Origin of the sequence: Shewanella hafniensis, from assembly GCF_019655335.1 — a bacterium.
GTDB classification, from domain to species: Bacteria; Pseudomonadota; Gammaproteobacteria; order Enterobacterales; family Shewanellaceae; genus Shewanella; species Shewanella hafniensis.
In genome coordinates this window covers 1-4,023 of sequence record NZ_BPFD01000147.1, presented here as the reverse complement: position 1 = coordinate 4,023, position 4,023 = coordinate 1, and the positions used below count along the sequence as shown (strand labels likewise).

General features: G+C 41.7%; 6 protein-coding genes. 4 read left to right on the top strand and 2 right to left on the bottom strand.

Annotated elements, in window-relative coordinates; all coding sequences use genetic code 11:
- The 3 genes from K5Q99_RS21415 to K5Q99_RS21405 form a co-directional block, all read left to right on the top strand.
- A partial coding sequence (locus K5Q99_RS21415) for a tyrosine-type recombinase/integrase (RefSeq protein WP_220778075.1) occupies positions 1–438 on the top strand: 438 nt, incomplete at its 5' end.
- Positions 439–555: 117 nt separating this feature from the next.
- Complete coding sequence (locus tag K5Q99_RS21410; protein ID WP_107404660.1) at positions 556–813, top strand: hypothetical protein; 258 nt, start codon at positions 556–558, stop codon at positions 811–813.
- 36 nt (positions 814–849) lie between these two features.
- Positions 850–1,260: a hypothetical protein gene (locus tag K5Q99_RS21405; protein ID WP_220778074.1), complete on the top strand. Its 411-nt coding sequence runs from the start codon at positions 850–852 to the stop codon at positions 1,258–1,260.
- A gap of 119 nt (positions 1,261–1,379) precedes the next feature.
- Here K5Q99_RS21405 and K5Q99_RS21400 read toward each other — a convergent pair whose 3' ends face one another.
- Both K5Q99_RS21400 and K5Q99_RS21395 read right to left on the bottom strand, forming a co-directional pair.
- Positions 1,380–2,315, bottom strand: a complete 936-nt coding sequence (locus K5Q99_RS21400; RefSeq protein ID WP_220778073.1) for a nucleotidyl transferase AbiEii/AbiGii toxin family protein — start codon at positions 2,313–2,315, stop codon at positions 1,380–1,382.
- Entirely contained in the window at positions 2,308–3,096 is a 789-nt protein-coding gene (locus K5Q99_RS21395; protein WP_220778072.1) for a type IV toxin-antitoxin system AbiEi family antitoxin, read from the bottom strand. Before K5Q99_RS21395 ends, K5Q99_RS21400 begins: the two co-directional genes overlap by 8 nt.
- Positions 3,097–3,350: 254 nt before the next feature.
- Between K5Q99_RS21395 and K5Q99_RS21390 the strand changes: the two genes are divergently transcribed.
- A complete protein-coding gene (locus K5Q99_RS21390; protein WP_220778071.1) occupies positions 3,351–3,749 on the top strand; it encodes a hypothetical protein in 399 nt (132 codons plus the stop codon).
- Positions 3,750–4,023: the final 274 nt, after the last annotated feature.

The following is a 4,023-nucleotide window of genomic DNA, read 5'->3' as shown; positions in this document are numbered from 1 at the left end:
ATGCTGATTATTCGAGGAGATAAGGGAAAAGTTAAGCAGCCGCAATACACTCCATTGTGTAATGGCCTCGATGTTATTATTAAAGAATGGTTACAACACCCAATTCACTCCTCAAAAAGTCAATGGCTTTTCCCTAATCCAATTGATCATAAATCACACCTAGTAGACTACAGTAAATTAGTCAAAAACTTCAAAAAAACGCTGAGTTTTGAACACTTTGACTTTACAACTGTTCGTCATACATCTGCGACACATTTTCAATCTGGGGGCCATGATATCTTTAAAACGCAACGGTTCCTTGGCCATGGAAATGTCACGACAACGTTGCGATATTCGCATCATACGGATTTGGATATCAAGCGTTGTTACACTCAATACTCCGAGATGGTAGATAACGAGATCCTTCAGGCCAGAGCACTAGTAGCAGGTACGAAGTAACGTCAAAATCTCGTAACTCAGAATATGACGGTATAAATTTAACGACAGAACAGTGAAATTCTCATCGTGCGTTTCTAGTTATTCAGGACATACTTTCCTGCAAAGCGAGAAACCACGATGATGCAATCGACTGCGTTTGAACAACAAGCCCACAATCTGCTGATGGTCTTCGAATTGATGACCTATGTAATTAAAAAAGAGATGCCTGATAGCAACACCTTTTCTTACGAGGACAACGTTGAGCAAGAAATACTCCTGCACATGCTTAAACAACGCTTAGTGCGTGAAAAAATGTCCGTCGTTCAGATTGAACTCGCAATTTCATTTGCTGAGCAATTTATGCAAACAGGGCTAAGTTCCATGGTGCAGACCTAAGTAAAAGTTGAAAGGCCAAACCAATAGGAGTAACAAATGGAACACTCAACTTTTATTCATGTAAATCAGCTTAAAACATTTAGTCCTTGGCATGAACACTGCAAAGTCGTGTTGCTTGCAGATATTAAACTGAACGACCAAACATCAATAGAGCTGCTGTTTACACGCTACATTTATCTTCACTTAAATATAGATGGACATGTTCTAGGTGTGAGTATTAGCCAATCTATTTTTGAGGAGCATCCTGAGTTTAGCTCTCAGTTTTTAAACGACTTAGAAATGATGCAGCTTTTGCTCATGTATGTTGATGATATAAAAAATTTTTGCCAATTATTTGCCGCAGAGTTTGAGTATGTCTTAGGGTATCACCCGACAGTCTACTTTGAAGCCGCGGAGCAATATTGGGAAAAGCAGATTATTGAAGTGCAATCTAACGCGCCTCAATAATCACCTACTCGCGAACCTCACGGTTCGCTTTTTTTATTTGCTTATAGCCTTAGCTCAATCTAAGTCGCCAACGCCCACAAACAGCGAACTATCAGATAAAATCGGCAATACACTGCACATTACAGTATCCGACCTGCAACCCACGTCTCCAATACATCAGCCAGTTTAATGAGTTGTTCTTGATGCTTGGATTTATTTTTCGCTAGGTTTTGGATATTCAATAACTTCCATCTCACCGCAGGTAGTGCCGCGACGCTCGGTTCATCAAACAATGACCAATCAGGCTGACCCTGTTTAAAGGATAATAAAAAGTCTCTGTCTTTTGCAGTAAAGTGATGCTGCAACGCTGTCAGCATTTCTGAGCGAGTTAAAATAAGCTCATCGAGTTTAATCGGCTTTGTCGTCATTCCATTGAATTCAGTTTGAAAGCTTTCATCAAGCGGTTTCCAGCGTGGAGACATCACTTCATTAATGGGCCTTGGATGGCTAAGTGTATAAGTGAGAAAGCCGACTAAAATCTCTCGACTGATCCCCTCTTCCGCCAGCAGCATTTTCACATCGAATAGATCTCTTGGGTGCTGTCTATCCATCGCTGCACATAACTTACCACCGTATAGATCAGGCAGGCTTACAACAGGGATCTCTGCATACCCAAATTCCTCTTCAACTAACTCAACGACTGGCATTAATACCGCTTTGTGTAGCGTACCTCTCGCAACAGGAGAGACTTCAATTTTTATTGTGACTCTATCACTTGTCACGACAACCCTGAGCTCATCATATTTATTGTCTTGAAATACTGCACTAAGGTTCGGTTGTAGATTGATCTGCGCAGTCAAACGACCAAGCGCTTCCTTCACACTTTGTAGCGCTTGTTCCCTTGGCTCCAAAGGAAGATAAGCCAAATCGATATCGACCGATAAGCGTGGGAAGTTGCGCACAAATAGGTTGATAGCCGTACCGCCCTTTAGGGCAAATACCTTCTCTTGGGCGACGAGCGGCAGCATCCGAATAAGCAAGGTCACTTGCTGGTAGTATATCGATGACTTATTCATACTGATTTTCTTCTGCCTTAATAAACGATGCAGGCACTGTTATTTGATACCGTCCATCGTAACGGCCATGAGCCACCACCTGACGCTTTCCCGCACCAAGCGTGATTTGCTGCTCATCTAACCTTTTGCTCCACTGGTGTTGATAGTAGTGGCCTAAAAAGAGAAATACGCGATTAGCTTGTACGGCTTCACTTCGATTCAGTATTGACTGTATTTTACGTGGGCTGAGATTCACTAACCCTTGAAACAGCTCCGCGGCATGCTCAAAACTGATATGTTTGCCAATGGCATTGACGACCTCATAGGCTGCAAGCTCCGCACAACTTGCCTTAACTTCCCTATTGTTCACCCCTATAGTAATAAAGTCTTTTTCCAACGTTTGGGTCAGCTTGCTACTGGTATAGAAAAGCCAATTTTGCTCCTCCAATTCGCGGAACCACTTTGGCAACGCCTGCTTACTTTGACAGCCAACCCAAATTTGCTCGCTGCTTAGTTGAAGATAATGACTAAGCCCTTGATGCGTTAGGCTACTGACTCCCGCAAGGTGAACAGGAAGCCTTAGCTGTTCATTCACAGCCTTGAGCGCTTCAACCCAATGAGGCTGTAACTTGCCTGTTGACTCAGGACGAACGTAAACCCCCGCACTTATCTTGTACAACCAACCACTCTGCACATATTTTCTCACCAAAGATGAGCTGATCTCATTTTGTGTCAACCACGACTGAAGCACTACCGCACCAGGACTCGTATGATTAATAAGCCAGTTTATTTTTGATGACATAGTTGCACCATAAGTACCAAAATATAGAGTAAATTAAACCAACTATAGAAGTAGAGTTTATAAATTGCAATTACTTAGTACCCTAGGTACATGTTTGTTGAAAAATGCAAACTAGCAGATTGAGGGGAAGATTAGTTACCAGCAAAAGGCTAAGAAGGGATTCTTACTTAAAACGTTAAACTTAACCCCTGAACCGACAGAATTTCCGGTGCCCAATTCTAGTTATTGATAAGGACAATAACGAGGAGTTAATAATGAGTCAGTCACCGTTTATTCGCGTATATCAACGAAAATCAAAAAGCCCTTGGGATGATCATAGTACCGTCTTGTTACTCGCTGACATTGACGAAAATGATAATAATCCTAGAGCCTTACAATTCACTCGATATATCTATCTTCATCGCGACATCAAAGGACAACACTTAGGCATTAGCATCAGTAAATCGCTTCTTGAGGAACATGCTGAGTTTGATACTCAGTATTTAATGGGCTTGGAAATGATGATGCTATTGTTGATGTATAAAGATGATATTTCTGCCTTTTGCGAGTTGTTTACCGCGGAGTTTCAACAGATATTCGGGTTACCACCGAGCCTCTATTTTGACGCTGCCGAACAATTCTGGGCTGAGCAGATTATTGAAGCCGAAGCTTAAGCTAACATTCAGCCGTAATGTTAAGCGTTAGCCACTTACTCGCGAACCCGAAAGGGTTCGCTTTTCATACCGAATCAAACTTGTGCACAAATTAAGTCCATAGATCATATTTGATGATGCTCTAGCAACATGTTACAACACAAACGCTTTGGGACAAAACCTTGTTAGATAATTCACTCTTATGAGCCAGATTCGGATTAGCTATTCTATTAGTAATGCTTCGTTTGGCTACAAACTAATCAATGAACGATATAACCAGTCGGAATAGGCATAA